This window comes from Micromonospora sp. NBC_00858 (genome assembly GCF_045207365.1).
Lineage (GTDB): Bacteria > Actinomycetota > Actinomycetes > Mycobacteriales > Micromonosporaceae > Micromonospora.
The window spans coordinates 4,331,617-4,351,675 of sequence record NZ_CP108828.1; the positions used below are offsets into that span (position 1 = coordinate 4,331,617).

16 protein-coding genes are annotated in these 20,059 nt (G+C 70.7%); 8 read left to right on the forward strand and 8 right to left on the reverse strand.

Features of this window, described 5'->3' with window-relative positions:
- The first annotated feature begins 190 nt into the window (after positions 1-190).
- The 7 genes from OG990_RS20095 (at position 191) to OG990_RS20125 (ending at position 11,249) form a co-directional block, all read left to right on the forward strand.
- Positions 191-4,462 (forward strand): FG-GAP-like repeat-containing protein, encoded by a 4,272-nt coding sequence (locus tag OG990_RS20095; protein ID WP_406076724.1) that lies wholly within the window; start codon positions 191-193, stop codon positions 4,460-4,462.
- Between the two features lie 19 nt (positions 4,463-4,481).
- Positions 4,482-4,643 (forward strand): BBE domain-containing protein, encoded by a 162-nt coding sequence (locus OG990_RS20100; protein WP_406076726.1) that lies wholly within the window; start codon positions 4,482-4,484, stop codon positions 4,641-4,643.
- A 219-nt stretch (positions 4,644-4,862) separates the two neighbouring features.
- The gene (locus OG990_RS20105; protein WP_406076728.1) at positions 4,863-6,542 is read left to right on the forward strand and encodes a Na+/H+ antiporter; all 1,680 of its coding nucleotides are present in this window, start codon (positions 4,863-4,865) and stop codon (positions 6,540-6,542) included.
- Positions 6,543-6,591: 49 nt separating this feature from the next.
- The gene (locus OG990_RS20110) at positions 6,592-6,891 is read left to right on the forward strand and encodes a hypothetical protein (protein WP_406081986.1); all 300 of its coding nucleotides are present in this window, start codon (positions 6,592-6,594) and stop codon (positions 6,889-6,891) included.
- Positions 6,780-7,232: a D-alanyl-D-alanine carboxypeptidase family protein gene (locus OG990_RS20115; protein WP_406076729.1), complete on the forward strand. Its 453-nt coding sequence runs from the start codon at positions 6,780-6,782 to the stop codon at positions 7,230-7,232. The genes OG990_RS20110 and OG990_RS20115 overlap by 112 nt, the downstream gene beginning before the upstream one ends.
- Positions 7,229-9,211 (forward strand): sensor histidine kinase, encoded by a 1,983-nt coding sequence (locus OG990_RS20120; protein WP_406076731.1) that lies wholly within the window; start codon positions 7,229-7,231, stop codon positions 9,209-9,211. Before OG990_RS20115 ends, OG990_RS20120 begins: the two co-directional genes overlap by 4 nt.
- Positions 9,212-9,329: 118 nt before the next feature.
- Positions 9,330-11,249, forward strand: coding sequence for a discoidin domain-containing protein (locus OG990_RS20125; protein ID WP_406081828.1), 1,920 nt, complete (start codon positions 9,330-9,332; stop codon positions 11,247-11,249).
- A 122-nt stretch (positions 11,250-11,371) separates the two neighbouring features.
- Here the strand turns inward: OG990_RS20125 and OG990_RS20130 are convergent, their stop codons facing one another.
- The 4 genes from OG990_RS20130 to OG990_RS20145 form a co-directional block, all read right to left on the reverse strand.
- Positions 11,372-12,316, reverse strand: coding sequence for a hypothetical protein (locus OG990_RS20130; protein ID WP_355603504.1), 945 nt, complete (start codon positions 12,314-12,316; stop codon positions 11,372-11,374).
- Positions 12,313-12,804 carry a hypothetical protein gene (locus OG990_RS20135; protein WP_406076733.1) on the reverse strand — a complete coding sequence of 164 codons (492 nt, stop codon included), beginning with the start codon at positions 12,802-12,804 and terminating at the stop codon, positions 12,313-12,315. Before OG990_RS20135 ends, OG990_RS20130 begins: the two co-directional genes overlap by 4 nt.
- Before the next feature lie 3 nt (positions 12,805-12,807).
- Complete coding sequence (locus OG990_RS20140) at positions 12,808-14,031, reverse strand: macrolide family glycosyltransferase (RefSeq protein WP_406076735.1); 1,224 nt, start codon at positions 14,029-14,031, stop codon at positions 12,808-12,810.
- 652 nt (positions 14,032-14,683) lie between these two features.
- Positions 14,684-15,283, reverse strand: coding sequence for a TetR family transcriptional regulator (locus tag OG990_RS20145; protein WP_406076737.1), 600 nt, complete (start codon positions 15,281-15,283; stop codon positions 14,684-14,686).
- 100 nt (positions 15,284-15,383) lie between these two features.
- Here OG990_RS20145 and OG990_RS20150 point away from each other — a divergent pair, with 100 nt between their 5' ends.
- On the forward strand, positions 15,384-16,541 hold the full coding sequence (locus OG990_RS20150; RefSeq protein WP_406076738.1) for an FAD-dependent oxidoreductase: 1,158 nt from the start codon (positions 15,384-15,386) through the stop codon (positions 16,539-16,541).
- Positions 16,542-16,565: 24 nt separating this feature from the next.
- Here OG990_RS20150 and OG990_RS20155 read toward each other — a convergent pair whose 3' ends face one another.
- The 4 genes from OG990_RS20155 to OG990_RS20170 form a co-directional block, all read right to left on the reverse strand.
- Entirely contained in the window at positions 16,566-17,720 is a 1,155-nt protein-coding gene (locus OG990_RS20155; RefSeq protein WP_406076740.1) for an NAD(P)/FAD-dependent oxidoreductase, read from the reverse strand.
- Positions 17,717-17,920 (reverse strand): ferredoxin, encoded by a 204-nt coding sequence (locus OG990_RS20160; RefSeq protein ID WP_355603520.1) that lies wholly within the window; start codon positions 17,918-17,920, stop codon positions 17,717-17,719. Before OG990_RS20160 ends, OG990_RS20155 begins: the two co-directional genes overlap by 4 nt.
- Positions 17,921-17,931: 11 nt before the next feature.
- Complete coding sequence (locus OG990_RS20165; protein ID WP_406076741.1) at positions 17,932-19,143, reverse strand: cytochrome P450; 1,212 nt, start codon at positions 19,141-19,143, stop codon at positions 17,932-17,934.
- 101 nt (positions 19,144-19,244) lie between these two features.
- Positions 19,245-19,943, reverse strand: a complete 699-nt coding sequence (locus OG990_RS20170; protein ID WP_355603526.1) for a response regulator transcription factor — start codon at positions 19,941-19,943, stop codon at positions 19,245-19,247.
- Positions 19,944-20,059: the final 116 nt, after the last annotated feature.

Genomic DNA, 20,059 nt, shown 5'->3' on the forward strand with positions numbered 1-20,059 from the left:
TGGCCCCGGCCAATTCCATCGATGAGACTCGTTCTTGGCTGACGGGCGGTGCTGCCGCGCGGCCGCCCGGCTCGCGCCGGTGCCCGCCGTCAGCCAACTTCCGGTGTTTCCAGCCGGGACTCCTCATCCAGACGACGACCGTGTCTGGCGGCGTGCCTCGTGCTGCCGTGGGCACGGAAAGGTGGCAGTGATGCGATCACGATGGTTCGGCCCGCTGGCCGGCCGGGTGGCGGCGGCTCTGGCCGTGGTGCTGCTCGGTCCGGCCGTGGGGGTGCCAGCCTCATCGGCCGCGCCGGCCGCAGCCGGCGGTACGTCCGACGCGCGGACCCCGCTCGCCTCCGGCTGTGAGACGTTCGGGTTCACGGCGATGCCGGCGGTCGCCGGAGTCGCCGGTCCGCGTGACGTCGAGGTCGCCGACACCAACCAGAACGGCTTCGACGACCTGCTCGTCGCGTCGGCGGGCGGGGACGGCGACGTCCACCAGTTCATCGCGGTCGGCAACGGCACGTTCCGCACATCGATCGGGCCGGGCGCACCGCCGGAGGTCTATCAAGCGCCGGGGACGCCGCGCAACATCGCCGTCGGCTACTTCAACCGGGACGCCAAACCGGACTACGCCGTCGCCACCACCGACGGGGTGGGCATGTGGTACGGCAACGCTGGCAGCGACCCGAGCTTCGGGCCGGGCCGTGGTGTGCTGTTCGACCGCAACGTCGCGGACGTGGCGGTGGCCGATTTCGACCGGGACCTGCTACCGGACCTCGCCGCCCTCGACCCGGAGGTCCCGGACGATCCGGAGGACAACCGTGTCCGGGTCTTCCGCAACCTCAATGGCGGCGCCTTCGACTCCCGGTTCACGCTCGGCGACCAGCCCACGTACGTCCAGCCCAACTTCGTCACGGCCGGGGACCTGACCGGTAACGGGGTACCCGACCTGCTGTTCAGCAGCCATGCGCAGAGCACGGCCTCGGTGGTCCGCGACGGAAAGCTCAGCCCCGCACCCAGAATCGACGGCCTGGGCGAGGCGTGGAAGCCCGCGATCGCCGACTTCGACCTGGACGGTCAGCTCGACGCGGCCGTCGCGATCCTCGGCGAGGACCGGATCCGGCTGTGGCGTGGCTTCCACGACCCGGCCGGCGGCAGCGGACCCCCGCCAGCCGAGCAGGAGTTGCCGTCGGTGGACCTGGCGCCGCTGACCCCGGGGCCGGAGGGCCCGAACGACGTGGACGTCGCCGACGTCAACCGGGACGGCCGGCCGGACCTGGTGGTGGTCGGCTACGCCAGCCGCGCCGTCTACGTCTTCCCGGGTCGCGGCGACGGCACCTTCGGGCAACCTGCGGTGCTGGCCGCCGGCAGGCGACCGGTGCAGGCGGCGGTGGGCCGGTTCGACAACAACCAGTCCCTCGACGTGGTCGTCCTCGACGAGGTCGACAACAGCCTGCGCGTCTACCTGAACACCTGCACCGAACCGGGACCGAACCTGAGCGTCGCCGACCTGGAGGCGACCCAGGTGATCCAGGATCAGAGCAACGCCGTCGCACTGGTCGCCGACCGGCGCACCGTGGTCCGGGCGTACGTCGGCACCGACGCCGCGACGCCCGCGGTGACGGCCGCCCTGCACGGGTTCCGACCCGACGGAACGTCCCTGGGCCCACCGATCTCGCCGGCCAACCCCGGCCGGACGCTGGTGCCGGACCAAACGGTGCGGCGCGGGCAGCTCGGCGGCGGCTTCCTGTTCGAGCTGCCGACGAACTGGACCAGCGAGGGCGAGGTGCGGCTACGGGTCGAGGTCAACCCCGACCGCCGGGTCACCGAGCCGACCTACCTGGACAACGTCCACGAGCGCACGGTGCGCTTCCTGGCGTCCAACCCGGTGCGGATCCAACTGGTCGGCTTCGGCTTCAAACGCGACGGCAAATGGGTGCTGCCCGCCGAGGCCGAGCTGAACCGGGCCGAGTCGCTGCTGCGGCGCACGCTACCGACGAGCCGGTTGGAAGTGACCCGTACCGAGTTCCGGGACGAACACCCGTACTCCTGGATCAACGATGACATCTACCGTCTCGACGCGTCGGACGCGTTCTCGGTGCTGAGTCGCTACCAGCAGGCGACGGCCGGTGAGCGGGAACCCGGCGTCTACCACCTCGTGCTGGTGAACCGGCCCCAGATGGGCGGTGTCGCCGAGGACATCCCCGGTTGGGTTGCCGTCGGGGGTTCAACCAGTCCGACCGTGATCCAGCACGAGCTGGGGCACCTGCTCGGCGCCCGGCACGTGGAGTGCACCGAGGACCCCACCGACGAAGACGGGCCACGACCGTACCCGTACCCGCGCGGCACCATTGGTGGGCCGGACCTGGCAAACCCAGCCTTCGCCGGCTACGACATCGGCGACGCCTCACTCGGCGTCCCACGGCGGATCGTCTGGGCGCCGGACACCAGCCCTCCGGTCGCGGACCTGATGAGCTACTGCCGGGCCACGTGGGTCTCGGACGACCTGTGGAAGCTGTGGCGGGACCGTGTGCAGAACCCACCCGTCCAGCAGGGCGCGGCCGGTGACCTGCTGACGCTGTCCGGCACCATCGACGATGCCGGCGCCACCCTCACCGGGCAGCGCGTCGCCAGGATCACCCAGCGCCCGGCGACCACCCCCGGCCCGTACGCACTGCGGCTGCTCGACGCCGCCGGCACCACCCTGGTCGAGCACGCGTTCACCCCACCGGCAGGCACCGAACACGGGGCGACACGCACCTTCGACGAGGTGGTGGACTTCGCACCCGGCACCCGACGGGTAACCCTGGTGGACACCCGGACGGGACGGGAACTCGCCGCCCTCGCGGTGTCGGCGAACCGGCCCGCCGTGTCGCTCACCGGCGAGGCACCGCCCGACCCGGTGCCTGCCACCGGGCCGGTCACGCTGCGCTGGACGGCCGGCGACGCCGACGGCGGCCCGGTCACCGCGAGCGTCCTCTACAGCCCGGACGGGTCCGACGACTGGCGGGTGCTGGCCAACGGCGTCACCGGGACGTCGTACACCCTCGATGCCGGGCTGCTCGCGGGCACCGGCGGTGCGGCCACCGGCCGGCTGCGGGTGCGGGCCACCGACGGGGTCAACACCGCCGAGGCCACCAGCGGGCCGCTCACGGTCGCCGGCAAGACCCCGGCGGTACGGATCACCGCCCCGCTCGGCGGCGCGTTCTTCGCCGTCGGGCAGACGGTGACGCTGGCCGCGTCGGCCGCCGACCCGGAGCAGGGCACCCTCGACGGCCCCGCCGTGCGCTGGGCGTCCAGCCTCGACGGTGACCTCGGCGCGGGCGCCACCCTCACCCCCGGACAGCTCACCGAGGGACGACACCTCATCACCGTCGCCGCCACCGATGCCGACGGTGGCCAGGCCACCGCGCGCACGGAGGTGACCGTGGGACGGGTGCTCCCCGCCGGCAGCCCACCGCTCGCCGACGCCGGGCCGGACCGGACAGCTACCGAGGGCGACGTGGTCACCCTGGACGCGAGCCGGACCACTGACCCGGACGGCGACCCGGTGACCCTGTCCTGGACGGTGCTCGCCGAGCCGAACGGCGGCGGGCTCGGCAGCGGCCTGCAACTGGAGGGGACGGCCAGCAGGCCATCGTTCCAGGTCAACCGGGGTGGCACCTATCGGCTGGAACTCGCCGCCACCGACGCCCGGCACGGCACCACGACCGACACCGTGACGGTCACCGTGGCGAACCCGCCGATCGAGGTGAGCCCAATCGCGCTCGACGAGGAGTTGCGGGCGGCCGGTCCGGTCAGCGTGCGGGCCACGTTCACCGACCCGGGCGTCCCGGACGCTCACCGGTGCACGATGGACTGGGACGTCGACGATGCCGAGCCGGCGATCCCCGGCGTGGTCACCGAGGCGCGCAACGAGGGCGTCTGTACGGCCACCGGCAACCTGGGGCCCGGTGTGCACCTCGCCCGCCTCACCATCACCGACAGCGACGGCGGGACGGGGCAGCAGACGATCCAGGTCGTGGTCTACGACCCGGCTGATGTCACGGTCGCCGGTGCGGGTGCGATCGTCTCCCCACCTGGGTCCTGGAGCGCGGACCTGACCGCCACCGGCCCGGGCGAATTTGCCTTCGTCGCCGGCCTGGTGAAGGGCTCGCCCACCCCGTTCGGGGAGACCACGTTCCGGCTGCGGGACCGCGACTTCGCGTTCGCCGGGACGACGAACGAGCGCCTGACCGTCTCCGGCGCGGTGGGCCAGTACGGCGGCGAGGGCACGGTGAATGGGCTGCCCGGGTACTCGTACCAGGTGACGGTCGCCGACGGCGCGGGCGGGCGCGACGTGGACCGGTTCCGGATCAGGATCTGGGAGAGCGACGGCGGACGGGTCGTCTACGACAGCGGGCGGGGTGCGCCCGACGATCTCGACCCGGCCCACCTGCAAGCGGTGCAGGACGGCGGTGTCGTGGTCGTCGGTTAGCAGCCGTACGCGAAGGCTCGTGGCCGCTGGTCGACACCAGCGGCCACGAGCCGCCGAATCCCGATCCTGGACCGACCTCTACTACGGCCCCAACTACCCGCGACTGCAGCAGGTCAAGGCCCGATGGGACCCACGGAACGTCTTCCAGCACGAACTCTCGGTACAACCATCCCACCGCTGAGCTGCGCGACGTCCTCCCCTGGTCGCACGCTCTCCCGGGACCGCCGACGAACGGCGCGTTGATCAAACGGGTAGGCTCGGGATTGCTGCAGGCCGCGCTGCCAGGCCTTACGGCGTCGACGGGTGTCACCGATCGGATACGACCGGCCGGCTCGGCCGCGAGCCGGCAGTCGACCCGAAGAACCTCGCACCTCGCGCCGCTCCAGGGGGAAGTCACCAGGTGAGCACCCATTCGATGTTGTTGTTCGTGCTCGCCGCCGTCGCGGTCATCGTCGCCGTGCGGTGGGTGGCGGCCCACACCGGCCTGCCGGCGGCAGCGCTTCTGCCGCTGATCGGCATCGCGTACGCGCTGCTCCCGGGCCCCAACGTCAGCCTTGATCCCGACCTTGTGCTCATGGTCGTGCTGCCGCCGTTGCTCTACAGCGCCGCACTGGACTCCTCGCTGCTGGACATCCGCCGGAACCTCCGCATCGTGGTCAGCCTGTCCGTGGTGCTGGTGCTCCTCACCGCGGTACTCGTCGGAGTCGGGTTCCACCTGTTCGTCGCCGGGGCGACCCTGGCTGCCGGCATCGCGGTCGGCGCCGCTATCGCGCCGCCCGACCCGGTGGCCGCCCTGGCGGTGGGCCGCCGGGTCAACCTGCCGCCGAAGCTGGTCACGCTCATTCAGGGCGAGGGACTGCTGAACGACGCCACCGCGCTGACGATGCTCAGCGTCGCGGTGGCCGCTGCCGTAGGTGGCGAGTTCTCGTTCCCGTCCGCCGTTGGGCAGTTCTTGCTGGCGGCGGTCGGCGGGGTCGCCGTGGGGGCGGCCGTCGCCTGGGCGGTACGTCTGGCCAGACCGCTCACCGCCGACCCGTTGATGTCCAACGCCATCTCGCTCGCGACACCGTTCGTGGCCTACCTGTTGGGCGAGGAGCTACACGTCTCCGGGGTGCTCGCCGTGGTGGTCGCCGGGCTGATCGTCGGCCATCAGACGCCCCAGCTCGGGTCCGGCGCCGCCCGGCTGCAGACCAGCGCGGTGTGGCGGCTGGTCGACTTCCTCCTCGAAGGCTTCGTCTTCCTGTTGATCGGCCAGCAGCTTCCCGAGGTCATCAAGGGCCTGCGCCAGTACGACCTGTCCACCATCGTCATCGCCGTCGCGATATCTGTCGGCGTGGTGCTGCTTCTCCGCCCGGCGTGGCTGGTGTTGACCCAGTCCCTCCCCCGATCGCTGCACACGCGGCTGGGCGGCATATCCGAGCAGGACGACCCCGACGAGCCCAGCAGCGCCCGGCAGGTCGCGCGCGCGGAGCGCAACGCCCGCCGGCTCTCCTTCCGCGAAGTGACGGCACTGAGCTGGTCCGGCACCCGCGGCGTCATCAGCCTGGCCGCGATCTTCACTTTGCCGCTGACCACCGACAGTGGCGCGCCCTTCCCCGACCGCGACCTCCTTCTGTTCTGCACCTTCGTGGTCGTACTGGTGACGCTCGTCGGGCAGGGCCTCACGTTCGCACCGCTCGTGCGGATGCTGGGCCTGCGCGCCAACGAGACCGACCAGGCTCGCGTACGCAACGAGGCCCGCTCGGCGGCGGTCGAGGCTGCCCTGGCCCGCCTCGACGAAGTTGCTGCCGACGAGCCGGACAGCGCAGTTGCCGTCAACACCACCCGTACGCAGCTGCTGACCCGATTGGCGCGCTACCGCGGGCGGCTCGATCTGCTCGAGCGGAGCGGGTCATCCGAGATACCGACCTCACCGCAGTACGAGACGGCGCTTCGTGTCCGCCGGACTGCCATCGACGCGCAGCGCGAGGAGCTCGTGCGCTGGCGCGACGCCGGCCGGCTGCCCGACGAAGAGCTCCGCATTCTGGAACGTGAACTCGATCATGAGGAGCTGCTGCTCCCGAAGCGGGCATCCAGCTGACCCGTCGCCGCGACACCGCCTGAGCCATCGGTGCTGAGTACTCAGACTCATGCCCACGGCCGTCGGTATCGAGATCGTGGTGGGCATGTCTCTGCACGCCACCCACCGGGTCGGCACTGCCCGGACCGTTCGCACCAGGGATCTGGTCTACCCTGCCGTCACCAGGCTGCTGGCCCTTTTGCTGGCGCCCGTGGCGTACGTGGTCGCTCCGGGGCGTGCCCGCCATACGGCCTGCCAGTGGGCGCTGGCGCTGCGCTTCCCGGCCGAGAACCTGGCCGGCCTGGCTCCCCCGGCCCGGGCGGCTTTCGAGGCGGCGCGCAGGAGGCGTTGTGGCGGTACGGGGAGCTGATAGGCCTGACCTCTGGTTACCGGGATCCCGCCACGCAAGCGGCTCTCTCCGCCGAGGAGGTCCGGCGCAGCGGGTCGGTGGCGGCCGCTCGGCGGTGGACGCTCCCGCCAGACGAGTCGCGCCACGTGGCGGGCACCGCCCTGGACATCCGACCCTCGGAAGGCGCTCGCTGGCTGGAGCGGCATGGCGCGCGGTACGGCCTGTACCGCAGGTACGACAACGAGTGGTGGCACTTCGAATACTGCCCTGAGGGTCGGCCCGACCGCCTGCCGCATCCTGGCGTGGCCGCGGCCGTCACCTGTGGCCGGGCGGACGGCGCGGTTCCGATGGATCGGTCATGATCGGCGCCATGATGGAGAAGCCGCCGCAGTGGCGGGAGGCTCTGGCTGGCCTGGGTGGCTGCCTGTTACTCACGGTAGCGACATCGCCTCAGTACGCTGGCGGGCTGCCGCCGTTCATCGCCACGCCCGTGCGGCCGGTGTACCACGGTCAGGGGTGGATACTCGCCCTGATCCCCATCCTGGCGACCGTGGTGGGCCTGTGCCTGCTGCGTTGGTGGCCGTTTCTGCTGGCCGTGGCCGGCCTGCTGAGCGTGCCCTACGTCTGGGCGCAGCTGACGGGCCTGTCGTACCCGCTGGTGCTGACCTTCGCGCATTCCGCGGCGTATCCACTCGCCCTGGTGGGCGTCCTCGCCGGTGCCCAGAGTCTGTTGGGCAACGGCTCACCACGTGTGGGCGCGGCCCTGGTGGGGCTGGCTTTCGGGTCCCGCCTGGTCGGCTCCGCGCTGGTCGGCCCCGGCTGGTTGTACTCGGACCCGTCGCGGCCTGCCTGGCATGCCGGTATGACTGCGGTTGCCCTCGTTGCGCTCATCCCCGCGGCCCGGCGGATCCGACGTGGCGACGGCGCCGCGGCCGGGCCGCCGGACACCAGCCCGTGGGCGTGGCAGCGGTTGCGGCTGGTCATCGCCGCCGGGCTGGCGGTGTGCCTGGTGCTTCCGCTGTCCCTGTTGACCACCGAGCGGCTCGCGGCGCTGCTGGACGTCAGCTGGTCGTCGCTGTACCGGCACGAGGCAGTGGCCATCGCGGTGACAGGTGTGGTCACGCTGGTGGTGGCGATGGGCCTGGCGGCCGTCGCGGGACTGTGGTCGCTGGCCGCGGCGCTCGCTGTCGCAACCGTCCAGGTGGCGGTGGCGGCACCGCTGATCCTGGCGTTCACCGCGCTCAGCGCGATGGGTCCGGTGCGCTGGCTGGGTGCGCTCGCGGGTGCGGTGGTCGGTGCGGCGGCCGCCAGCAGCCGGTGGCGGGTCGCGGCCGCCGGTACGCTGGCGGCTGGCGCGGCAACGGCGGTGCTCATCGCGTACGCCGCCACGACCGGCCATCCGGAGAAACTGGCCGAACAGCAGCGGGTCATTCCGGCGCTACTGTTGCTCGTTCTGGTTACGGCGGCGGCTACGGCGGTCGCCGGCGCGACCGCGCCAGTGCTCGCGGCCCGTGGCGCTGTTCCTGCCGTGCTCGGCCCCCTCGTCGGCGTGCTCGCCGCCAGCGGGCTACAGATTGTCCAGGTGACGTATCTGCAGGATGGCCTGCCGGTGTCGTCGTATCTCAACCCGGTCTTCCACATCACCACATCGGCCGTGTTGCTTCTCGTGGCGGGCGCGGCGATCGGCGGTCTGGGCGTCGCGCATCACATTGCCGAACGCTGGGCGGAACGGAAACGGGCCGAGCTGATCCGACAGGAGGCTGCTGCCGCCGAACGGGACCGGCTGGCCCGGCCGATCCACGACGGTGTTCTGCAGGTGCTGGCGCTGGTTCAGCGGCAGGGCTCGCAGCTGGGAGCGACCGGCTCGCAGCTGGCAAAGTTGGCCGGCGAGCAGGAGGTCGCACTGCGCAATCTCCTCACCGGCGGCGCCGAGGTGGCCCGTCCCGGCGGTGAAGCGGACCTGCGGACGGCGCTCACCGCCCTGGCCTCCCCCATGGTCGAGGTGTCCGCGCCCGCAGAACCAGTCGTGTTGCCGTCGGGTCCCGCCGCCGAACTTGTCGCGGCGGTCGAGGCCGCCCTGGACAACGTCCGCCGGCACGCCGGCCAGACCGCCCGGGCGTGGGTGCTGTTGGAAGACGAAGGAGACGGGGTGCGAGTGACCGTCCGTGACGACGGGGTCGGGTTCGACGCACAGCGGCTGGCCGACGCGGCCCGCGCCGGCCGGCTGGGGGTGGCTCAGTCGATGCGGGGCCGGATCGCCGATCTCGGCGGCACGACCAGCATCCACAGTCATCCGCCGGAGGGCACCGAGGTGGAGTTCTGGGTGCCACGGCAACGGTAAGGCCGAGGGCCGGGTAACTGGGATGGCCAACAAGCCTCGACATCAGGCATGGACATCAGACGTCACACATCTTATGTTGTGATCAACATTGGAATCCGCGGAAGGATGTCCCTTGACCGTGAATCCGCACCTCCGCCGCCACCCGCACGGGCGCCGAGCCGCCAGCCTGCTGTTAGCACCAGCGATAGCAGCAGCCACGCTCACCGGCGCCGCCCCCGCACAGGCCGCCCCCGTCCCGCCCCTCTACACGGAGCAGGATCTGGCGGTCAACGGAGCGGGTGGTTTTCCCAACTACCGCATCCCAGCCCTGACCGTGACGCCCGACGGTGACCTGCTGGCCTCGTACGACGGCCGCCCCACCGGCATCGACGCACCCGGTCCCAACTCGATCCTCCAGCGCCGCAGCACCGACGGCGGCAGGACCTGGGGCGATCAACAGGTCGTCAGCGCCGGCCAGACCACGGCCCCGATCAAGGGGTTCTCCGATCCGAGCTACCTCGTCGACCGTGAGACCGAGACCATCTTCAACTTCCACGTCTACTCCCAGAAACAGGGCTTCAGCGGCAGCCGACCCGGCACCGACCCTGCAGACCCCAACGTGCTCCACGCCAACGTCGCCACCTCGGTCGACGGCGGCCGGACCTGGTCGGAGCGGACCATCACGGCCGACATCACCCCGGACCCGGGCTGGCGCAGCCGCTTCGCCGCCTCCGGCGAAGGCATCCAACTCCGCTACGGACCGCACGCCGGTCGACTCATCCAGCAGTACACGATCATCAACGCCGCCGGAGCCTTCCAGTCGGTGAGCGTGTACAGCGACGACCACGGAACGACCTGGCGGGCCGGCGAAGCCGTCGGAGTCGGCATGGACGAGAACAAGACCGTGGAACTCTCCGACGGCCGCGTCATGCTCAACAGCCGCGACTCGGCCCGCAGCGGCTACCGCAAGGTGACCATCTCCACCGACGGCGGCCACAGCTACGGCCCGGTGACGGTCGACCGCGAACTCCCCGACCCGACGAACAACGCCTCGATCATCCGGGCCTTCCCCGACGCCCCGGCCGACTCCGCTCAGGCCAAGATCCTGCTCTTCTCCAACGCCGCCAACCAGACCTCGCGCAGTCAGGGCACGATCCGGATGTCCTGCGACGACGGCCAGACCTGGCCGGTCTCGAAGGTCTTCCAACCCGGCGCGATGTCCTACTCGACCCTCACCGCACTGCCCGACGGCACCTACGGCCTGCTGTACGAGCCCGCCAACGGCATCAGATACGCCAACTTCAACCTCGCGTGGCTGGACGGCATCTGCGCCAACGTCTCTATTCCGGATGTCGCCATCGACCCGGGCCAGCGGATCACCGTGCCGGTCACCGTCACGAACCAGTCTGGAATCGCCGTACCGAAGCCCCGCCTCGAACTGCAGGCGCCCTCGGACTGGCAGATGCGGGGCTCCGTCACGCCCCTCCGGCCCGGACATCAGACCAAGGGCAAGGTGACCATCAAGGTTCCCCGTGACACAGCTCCCGGTCGTTACCCGGTGACAGCAACACTGCGTACCTCCGTGGGCAAGACTTCGACGTCGTTCACCGTCACAGTGGGGCTGCTCGACCAGGCCCGAATGAGCATCGCCGACGTCGACAGCGAAGAGACCGCCAGCGAAGACGGGCGAGCGCGCAACGTGCTCGACGGCAGCGACGCGACGTTCTGGCACACCGAATGGTCCCGCACCGATGCTCCCGGCTATCCGCACCGGATCACCCTCGACCTGGGTGGAGCACACCGGATCAGTGGACTCCAGTACACCCGCCGGCAGAACAGCGCCAACGAGCAGGTCGCGGACTACGAGATCTACACCAGCCTCGACGGCACGACATGGGAAGCGCCCCTCGCCACCGGCCGCTTCACCACGTCGCTCGCACCTCAGCGCGCGGTCTTCCCCGCGGTGACGGCGAGGTACGTCCGGTTGGTGGCCCTCAGCGAACAGACCGGGCACAAGTACGCCGCGGTCGCCGAACTGAACGTGGAAGGTCGTCGCTGACCCACCAGCTGACCGCCGCCCTGGCCGAACGCATCCTCGCGATGTGGGGCCAGGGCGGCTTTCATCCCCCGACGCACAGCGCGGCGACGACTGGTCCCGGCCGTGCGCCATGGTCAAGCCGTTCATGGCAGCGGGCGGTCGGTCTCCGCAGTCGCGGCCAGGCGCTCCCGGATCAGCGTGATCACGGTGTCGGTGGTCCGGTCGAGGTAACTGCGACCATCGGGTAGCCCGACCTCCGGACTGATGTAGCTGTGCGGTCCGACATGGGTCGCCGGGTCGAGCCGGTGCACCGTGATCTTTCCCGCGCGGTCAGCCCGGTTCCAGCCGCTCCAGCGGAACAGCCGCCACCGCTGCGGGAACATCCAGGTGCCCACCCGCTCAATCCGATCGCCGGCACTGGTGAGCCGGCAGAGGTGCTCGGCGTGGGTGATGTCGTTGGCGCCGTTGTGGAACCCGCCGAGAGTGATCAGCCAGAGCGGGCAGCGCAGCTGGGACCACAGTTCGTCGACCGCGCCGGTGGCGACCTGGGCGCCGCCGCTGTAACAGAGCAGTACCACGGGGATACCGCTGTCATGCTGGTAGCCGGCGAACCGGAGCTGCGTGGCGATCTGCGAGCCGACGGCGCGGTTGTACAGGGGACGGTACCGGCGGTCGGCGGCGACGAAGATCTGCACCACGTTGTGCAGGAACAGCACCAGCCCGATGTGGCGGCGTAGCCAGGTCCACACCGGACGGTCGGCCAACGGATCGGCCAGCGGAGAGTAGGGCTGCACCTGGCCCAGCACCCTGAGCTCCGGCGCTCGGGCGATCAGGGACTTGACCAGTCGGCCACCATCGCGGGTGTCGTGGAAGCGGCGTTTCCCGATGCCGTCCAGATAGACCAGGTAGGCGTCCGGAGGGCGGTCCGGGTCCGCGCCCCGGGCGTAGGGCATGCCCTTGGGCAGCGCGGTGGTGGGAGTTCGCCAGCCGGCGGCATAGGCCAGCACCTCATAGCGGGCGAGCAGAGCTTCGGCGAGCAGCACCGGGCCGATCCCGCCGAGCAGCAGCAGGAGCGCAAACTCGATCATGTACGTGGCTCCGGTGCTCTTCTCGTGTTGAGCCTCACGACCAGGCGACGGACGCCCTCGACGGCGACGCCGAGCCCGATTCCCGCGATGGCCACGCAGCCGGCGGCATCCCACCAGCCGAGGCCGGCCACCGTGGCGAGCGCGGCGGCGAGGCCGGCCCCCACTCCCACCATGAGCACCAGGTGCAGCAGCGGCCCGAGCAGCGGGAACGCGAGGACCGCGGCCAGCAGCAGCGGGGCGGCCATGCCTGGTGTCCAGATCAGCGCGGCCTCGTCGGACGGTGAGGTGGGCAGTGCCAGCTCGGCAAGGGTCCACGCGGACAGCGGCCAGAGCGCGAACACCGCGCCGTCGACCAGGGCGCCGGCCAGCATCAACCCGACCACCCTGGTACGCGACACGCTGGGCAGCCGTGCGACCACGGGCAGGAGACGCCCGGCGGCCTCGGACAGCCCGGCGAGCAGCAGCAGGATGGCGACGACGGGGGACACCGGTCAGCCCTGCGGTGGCAGCTCGGCAGAGGCCGGCTGAGTGACCGGGCCGGTCTGCTGCACATAGCGCTCAAGTTCGTCGGCGGCGCGCGAAGAGCCCCCTGCCTGACGCTGGGCGACCTGCAGGGTGCGTGCGGCGGCCCGGAATCGCGGCTCGTCGAGCAGGCGCTGGGCGATTGCGCGCACGACCTCCACGTTGACGTCCTCGGTGCGGATCGAGAGGCCGGCGTCGAGCTCGACGATGCGGGAAGCGACCATCAGTTGGTCCGCGCCCTGCGGAACCACCAGCATCGGGACGCCGGCGTACAGGGCCTCGTTGACGCTGTTCACCCCGCCGTGGGTGACGAACAGCGCTGCGCGGGCCAGCACCTCCGGCTGCGGTACGGAGCGCTGGGCGATCACGTTGGCCGGCAGCGGACCGAGCGCGGCGGGATCGGTCTGTCCGGTGGAGACGATCACGGTGCCACCCAGCGGGGCGAGCGCCTCGACGAAGGTGCGCAGCAGCTGTGGGCCGGCGCCGAACACCGTGCCCATTGAGGCGTACAGCACCGGGTCCCCCAGCCGATCGACCGGGAACGACGAGTCGGCTGGGCGGGCACCGACGCTCGGCCCGACGAACCGGTAGGACTGGTCGAAACTGTCGGCCTCGGGATGGAGCGCCCGAGAGGTGTAGACCAGGTTGAGCGGCTGACGAATGTTCGCCAGGTCGATCAGGGGCACGGAACGGCTGTCGTACCGGCGGCGCAGCTCCCAGCGCGACCTCAGATACCCCCCGGCTTGGCGGGGATTGGACGCCGCCGCGGCGAGCAGCTCCCAGGAGCCGCGGGTGGGGCTGGGCACGTGCCGGTTGAACGCGAACGTGGTGAACGACGACGCCGCCGGCACGTCGAGTTCACGGGCGGCCACCGGCCCCCACGGGCAGAGGGAGTCGTGCACGATCAGATCGGGCCGGACGCCGCGCAGATCGGTGAGAACGCCGGGCAGCACCCGTACGGCGGTGCGCGCAAGCTGCTCCATCACCGTGATCGGCATCGGCGGGCCGGACAGCGGTACGTCAGCCCCGGAGTACAGGAGCACTCGCGCGCCGGTGGCCGCGATCTCCTCGGCATGGGCGGGCATCGTGTGGTAGGTGACGGAGTGCCCGCGACGAACAAGCTCGGCCACGACCGGCAGCGTCGGGTTGACGTGCCCGTGCATGGCGATGTTGAGGAACGCGACTGCGCTCATCCGCCTGCCCCGGCCAGGAAGGGAGTCAGCGCCCGGCACCACGTAGCGATCATGATCCGCCCTTCTCGCCCGACGCAGGATCGCGTTCGTTCGCACCTGGTACTGCAGTCGCCCGTTCGGATCTTGGTCGGGCCGACAGGCGCAACGCAGCCACCGCATGGGCTGTGTGTGGACGACAGTCGCATGGTGCGGTGGCCGCTGGTCACAGCGTAGACGTTGCCGGAGGCAGCACGCCGTGGACCAGGCACTCTCCCCGTTCGCGGGCACGCCGGAAGGGGAGAGGGGTGCGTGTGTCGGCGAGTACAGCGGGAAGGTCGGTTGGATGACCGACCCAGGGGAGCTGGCGCGAAGAGCACTCCAGCGAATCCACCAGGCTGCCGTGAGACATCGGGACCTTGAGCTGCACCACGCGGCCGAGGACATTGTCCGAGCGGCCCGGGCGAGGGGCCTCGATCCGGGACCCGTCGAGTCGTACCGCCCCTGCCCGGTGTGCGGTGCTGAGCCGGGACAGCTGTGCATCAACCTCCCTGGTCGCCCAGTGACCTCGGGCGACATGCACCCTGAGCGCACGAAGGCGGGGGAACCGTAGCGACCCCGATCCCGTCAGCCCAGCAGGTCGGGGATGCGGACGCTCGCTTGGCGAGGACTGGGGTCAGGACGGGGCGACGGCCGGGAACCCGTCGGTCAGTGCAGCCAGTGCCCGGCGAATCCGGTTGGTCGCCGTCGGGCTGGTCCCGCCGGTGAGTGCGACGTGGTGCAGCACGCCGACCACCGTCAAGGCCAGCGCCTCTGTGTCGGCCCCCGCAGGCACCCGCCCGAGTTGTTGCTCGGCGGCCAGGTAGTCGGCGGTCGCACGCTCGACCGTCTGCAGTCCGGCGTTACCTTCGCCCAGCACCGCTTCGACGCCTGCCGCCAGTTCCGGCCGGTAGGCCATCAGCCGGGTCAATGCCAGCAGCATGGCCAGCGGTGTCGCCAGGATGGCGTCGCTGAGATTCCCGGTGACCGTGCCGGTCCCGGCGCGCCCCGGGAGGCCGCCGACCTCGCCGGAGATCTGGAAGGCGCGGTCGACCGCGTAGCCGACCAGGAAGTCGTCGAAGTTCGCGAAATGTGCGTACAGCAGGCCGGTGGCGACGCCGGCCTGGCGGGTCACGGCCCGGCCGGTGAGTCGACTCGGTCCGTCTTCCGCGATCACCCGCTCCACGGCAGCGAACAACTGCTGCCTGGGCTCGGGGATGGCGACTCCGCGTGGCATGACCGAATTCTAAGCGTTGGCCCCAGCCGCTGTTGCGTCAGTATGAGCAGATGCTCATACTGGTTTGAGCAGATGCTCATTCTCGCCGCTGGGAGTATGGATGAAGCGCGCGGTAATCGTTGGTGCCGGTATCGCCGGGCTGGCCACGGCCCTACGTCTCGGACAGGACGGGTGGCACACGCTCGTCGTGGAGCGCGCTCCGGCCCGGCGGAGCAGTGGCTACCTGGTGAACCTGCTCGGGGCGGGCTACGACGCCGCCGAGCGCATCGGCCTCCTACCCGCCCTGTCCGACCGGCAACTGGGCCTGTTCACCACCGTGCTGGTCCGGGCCGACGGGCGGCCCAAGTTCACCGTGCCGTCCGCCATCGCCGAAGCCGCCCTCGGCAAACGGACCATGTCGGTGTTCCGTGGCGACCTGGAGACCGCCCTGTACGAAGCGGTGCGCGACCGCACCGAAGTTCGCTTCGGCACCACGGTCGCGTCGGTCGACCAGGACGCCGACGGGGTACGGGTGTTGTTGAGCGACGGCACGACAGCGGACGCCGATCTCCTGATCGGTGCCGACGGTGTTCACTCCGCGACCCGCACGGCGGCATTCGGCTCTGGACACCGGGTCGATCTCCCGTACGTTGTGGCCGCGTTCCCGCTTGTCCATCCGGTGGCGGGCGTGCCGGAGTCGTCCGCCACGACCTTCATCGGTCCGGGACGCACTGCGGCGATCGTCAACCTGGGCCCACAACGGTCGTCGGCATTCTTCACGTACCGGTGCGCGGACCCGGGCTCGGACCTGAGACGCGGACCGGTGGATGCGCTCAGCGCGACGTTCGGCGATCTGGGCGCGGGCGTGCCCGATGCGATCCGTCATCTTGAGAAGGATCCGGCCGATGCCTACTTCGACTCAGTCAGCCAGGTGGTCATGCCCCGATGGAGCGCCGGCCGGATTGTGCTGCTCGGAGACGCGGCCTGGTGCGTCACCCTCTTCGCCGGACACGGCGCGGCCCTCGCGCTCGCGGGCGCCGACCAGCTCGGCGCAGCCCTGCGGCGGCACGACGACAACATCCCGGCGGCCCTGGCCGAGTGGGAAGCCGGCCTGCGCCCGGAGGTCACCAAACGACAGGCACTCGCTCGCCGGGGAATGCACCAGTACGCGCCGCCCAGCCAGTTCCACGTGTGGATGAACGACCTGGCGATCCGAGCGATCACACTCCCCGGCGTCCGCGGTCTCGTCCGGCGCGGTATCGAACGCACATCCCGATGAGTGCGTACGACGCCATACCGTCCGTCACTTGTCCTTCCATGCGGTGCCGGTAACGACGGCCTGCCGCCACCGGCGGATGGCCTTGGGCGGCATGCCGACGGCGAGGGCGCCGACCAGACGGTCGCCACTGCGGTACGCGGCCACGAACCGTCGCTGTTCGAGGTCGCCGTCAACGACGGCGACCTCGTCGCTGCCGCGCAGGTGGCCGTAGGCGTGGATCTTCATGTCGTACTGGTCGGACCAGAAGTACGGCACCGGCGCGAACGGCTTCCGCGCATCGGGATACCGCAGGTTACGGGCGGCCGCCATGCCCTGCTCGGCGGCGTTGGTGCGATGCTCGACGCGCATCGGCACGCCGAACAGCGGGTTGTGCCAGCGAGCGACGTCGCCGGCGCCGTAGACGTCCGGCGCGGCGGCACTGTACTGGTCGCAGACCAGTCCGTCGGCGATCTCCAGGCCGCTGCCGTCGAGCCACTCGGTGTTGGGCTGCGACCCGATCGCGACCAGGACCTCGTCGGCTTCGACCAGCTCTCCCCCGGTCAGCAAAACACCGGTGTCGGTGACAGCCGAGACCGCGACGCCGGTGCGCAGGTCGACGCCGTGTTCGCGGTGCGCCTGCGAGAGGACCCGCCCGATCTGCTCGCCGACGGCATGGGCGAGCGGCACCGGCGCCGGTTCGAGCAGGACGACGTCGCAGCCGAGGCCGCGGGCCACGGCGGCGCACTCCGCGCCGAGGAACCCGGCGCCGACGACGGCCAACCGGATGCCGGGGCGCAGCCTCCTGCGCAGGGTGAGCGCGTCACTGAGGGTACGCAGGACGTGCGCGCCCACACCCGGAAGCCGCCGCGGCCGTACCCCCGTGGCGATGATCAGCCCGTCGTAGGGAATCACGGTGCCGTCGGCCAGCCACACGACGCGTTCCGCTCGGTCCAGGCCGGTCGCGCGGGCACCGAGCCGCAGGTCCAGACGCAGCGCGGTCAGCTGTTCCAGGGTCCGCAGGGCCAGCCGGTCGGCGTCCCAGTCGGAGGCGAGGATCTGCTTGGACAGCGGCGGACGATCGTACGGTGGATCGATTTCCTCACCGATCAGGGTGAGGGTGCCGTCGTAGCCCTCGCGGCGCAGGGTTTCCGCGGCGGCGAGGCCGGCTGCCGAGGCACCCACCACGACAGCGTGCTTCACTGCTCCACCAGGCGGATCGCGGCCGCCGGGCAGACGGCGGCGGCCTCCCGCACCTCGTCATGCTGTTCCGGGCCGGGCTCGTCGTCGAGCACGATCGCGACACCGTCCTCGTCGCGCTGGTCGAAGACGCCGGGGGCAACCATCGCGCACTGCCCGGCCGCGACGCACTTCGGTTCGTCGAACTCCACTCGCAACGTCATCTCGGCTCCTCTCACCAGGTGACCGGCAGGGACCTGAGGCCGTAGGCGACGCCTTCCATGGCGAACTCGACCTCCTCGAACGGCACCGCCAGCGCCAGGGTCGGGACGCGCTTGTAGAGAGTGCCGTAGACGACCTGCAACTCCACCCGGGCGAGCGACTGGCCCAGGCACTGGTGGGCGCCGTAACCGAACGCGTGGTGCTGACGGGCGGGCCGCCGCAGGTCCAGCCGCTCCGGGTCTGGGAACTCCTCGGCGTCCCAGTTCGCGCCGGACAGATCGAAGATGACGCCGTCACCGGCCTTGATGACCTTGCCGCGTAGCTCGATGTCCTCGTTGGCGATGCGCCGGATCCCGGTGTGCACGATCGTCAGGTAGCGCAGCAGCTCCTCGACCGCGTTGGCCACGAACTTCGGGTCGTCGCTCTCCCGCAGCAGGGCAAGCTGGTCCGGATTCCGCAACAGCGCGAGAGTGCCCAGGGAGATCATGCTCGCGCTGGTCTCGTGACCGGCGATGAGGATGGCCATGGCCATGGTGATGGCTTCCTGAGGGGTCATCTCCCCCGCCTTGACCCGACCCGCCATCTCGGACAGCACGTCGTCGCCGGGGTCGGACATCCGGCGCCGAAACAGGTCACCGATGTACCCGCTCAGGGCCTGGGCGGCTTCCTGAGCGTCCTCGGGCGTCGCCTCATGACTGACCAGCTTGTGGCTGGCGGTCTGGAAGAGCTCATGATCCTTGTACGGCGCGCCGAGGATCTCGGTGATGACCAACGTCGGTACCGGCAGACCGATCGCCTGAACCAGGTCGGCCGGATTCGGACCGGCGAGCATCTCGTCAACGAGAGAGTCGAGGACCTCCTGGATCCGCGGTCGCAGTGCCTCCACCCGCTTCACCATGAAGGGAGCGTTGACCGTACGGCGCAGGCGGGTGTGCTCGGGCGGGTCCGTGTTCGTGATCAGCGCAGGGTAGTGCGGGGCGCCCGCCGCGCGGCTGCGGGTCATGTGCGGAAAGCCCGGCCGCTTCTCGTCGATGCTGAGCCGCGGGTCGTTCAGCAGAGCGCGCTGGTCGGCGTGCCGGGTGATGAACCACGGTGTGCTGTCGTCCCAGATCCGCACCTTCCCGACCGGGTTCTCCCGGGTCATCGCGCGGAGGGTGGCAGCGGGGGCGAAGGGGCAGGCCGCCTCACGCGCCATCGGGTACTCGGGCACGCCGGTTTCGGACATGGGTCTCCTCGGAGCGTCGCGCGAAGACTGACAACCCATGCAAACAAAGGGCGCTGACGGAACCTGGACGCGAACCTGACAGATCCCTGACGTGACTCAGGTCACTGGGAGGAGCCAAGCCAGTACCCGAATCCCCGGTGCGTGTGGATCAGATGGGGCCCTGTCTCGTCCACCTTCTGCCGCAGTCGGGACACCAGCCGCTCGATGGCATTGACCCCACGGGACTCGCTCCAGACCTGCCAGGCCATCTGCTCCTTCGACAGCACCCGGCCGGCGTTGAGCAACAGGTGACGCAGGAGCCGGTACTCCGCCGGGGTCACGTCGAGCACCCGATCACCCCGCCACGCCCGGCAGACGACCTCGTCGAGCAGCAGATCACCGTGCCGCAGCACGGTCCCCGATCCCGTGTTGGTCCTGTCGCGCAGAAGCACCTGCACGCGGGCCAACAACTCCGCGCTCCGGCACGGCTTGGTGATGTAGTCCTGGATCTCGGTGCCGAGCACGGGTACCAGAGCCCCCAGAAACTCGCATGCGGCAAGGCACAGGACCGGGGGGCGGTCGGTGAGGATCGGACGATCACGGGCGAGGGCGTGGACATCGGGGATCTCCACGTCGACCACGATCAGATCGACGTGATGCTCCCCGAGCAGTCGCAGCGCGGCGGCGCCGGTCGCGGCAGAGGTGACCAGATAGCCCGCGAAGCTCAGCTGGGCCGTGAGCGAACCACGCAGATCCGGGTCCGGCGCCACCACGAGCAGGCGGAAATCGTACGGAGACCTCGCTGTCTGGCCGACGCGCATGGCAGACCTCACCCTCCAGTGACGCCGTCCCTCGCCGGGGCCGGCTGGCGGACACATCGGATGGACCCGACTCACCCCAGCATCCCCGCCAGCGCTCACGGCCGTCTATGCGGCGG